Source organism: Xanthomonas sp. A1809, from assembly GCF_017746015.1.
GTDB lineage: Bacteria > Pseudomonadota > Gammaproteobacteria > Xanthomonadales > Xanthomonadaceae > Xanthomonas > Xanthomonas euvesicatoria.
In genome coordinates this window covers 1-1278 of sequence record NZ_JAGHWZ010000066.1, presented here as the reverse complement: position 1 = coordinate 1278, position 1278 = coordinate 1, and the positions used below count along the sequence as shown (strand labels likewise).

The 1278-nt window shown below is 56.7% G+C and carries 2 protein-coding genes; both read left to right on the top strand.

The window, feature by feature from the left end; all coding sequences use genetic code 11:
* Nucleotides 1–315 (top strand): S24 family peptidase (locus J7396_RS22440; RefSeq protein ID WP_209262191.1); only part of this gene is annotated, 315 nt, incomplete at its 5' end.
* Between the two features lie 438 nt (nt 316–753).
* The gene (locus J7396_RS22435; RefSeq protein ID WP_046933442.1) at nt 754–1239 is read left to right on the top strand and encodes a hypothetical protein; all 486 of its coding nucleotides are present in this window, start codon (nt 754–756) and stop codon (nt 1237–1239) included.
* The last annotated feature ends 39 nt before the right edge of the window (nt 1240–1278 follow it).

Sequence of the window (1278 nt, the reverse complement as noted above, 5' to 3'; positions counted from 1 at the left end):
CTCGGGCGCGACCTGGCCGTGTACTACGGCAAAGGCGACAGCATGGAGCCGACCATCCAGGACGGCTACGCGATCCTGTTCGACACCACGGACACCCGCCCTGTCGATTGCAGCCTCTACGTCATCCAGCTCGACGGCATGGCCAACCCCGAGTACTACGTCAAGCGCGCCCTCGTGCTCGAGGCCGGCGTCTACTTCCAGAGCGACAACCCCGCCGGCGACCACCAGTGGCGCAAGCCAAAGCCCATGGTCTCAAATAAGCACCCGATCACCATCATTGGCCGGGTTCACTGGGTGGGCGGCTGGCGAGACTGACCGATCCTGAACAAAGCGGGGTCGGAGTCAAGTTTCCTTGAACTCAGCCGATGTTGTCGGGGTCTGATAAGCATTCGAGAAGCGCGGCAACCGCAACGTCGAACTACTCTGTGTCACTTGCGAAGTCAATAAATTATCGCCAATTGACAACTTGAATAGCTATACTTCCCCGCTACAACCTGCAGCAACCTGCTAAATGCAGTAGCGAAGCGCGCAGGTGCGGTGAAGCAAACTTTGTGGCAGCACAATCGAGGAGCCTACACATGAAGCATTTAAGTGAAGCAACTCGCCGGGGCGTACTTTCTGCATTTGACATTTTTCCTGGCGCAAGCAGGAGCGATCAGCGCGCAGAGCTTCTAGCCAACAGCACGCCTGATCGGCTGCTGGCTAAGGCATGGAGAGATGTTGGCAAAAGCTTGAACCTAGCAATGGAAGGCTATGGAAATGACCGACGCGAACGACGGTAACGATCAAAGCACTCCTGAGGAAGAGAACAAGGAGCGCGGATCCCTACGCCAGACAGAACACAAGGCTCGGCATTTAATTGCCGAGCTTGTTGAGAATCCAGCAATTCTGGAACACCCTGCCTTCAGGGCAGTGATGCTTTCCCAGAGCTATAGTGGGCCCACGCCGCCCGCTGAGGAATTTGCGGGATACGAGCGGGCAGTTCCTGGGGCTGGTCTGCAACTTCTCGACCTATCAAAGTCCGCACTGGCATCGAGCGTAAGAATTAATGAGCGCGCTCAGGAGCTTGACTACGAGGAAGCGAGGCGGGGCCAATGGATGGCGTACACGCTAGCCTTGGCTACCATAGCTGGCGCTGTTGCACTTGGTATGATCGGTGAGGGTTGGCCAGGCGCCCTTTTTGGCACGGGCGGATTGGCTGCGATCGTGTATCTGTTTATTCAGGGAAAGAAGCGCTAGACAAAACCCCGCTCCGACGGGGTTTTTGCTTTGTGGGGT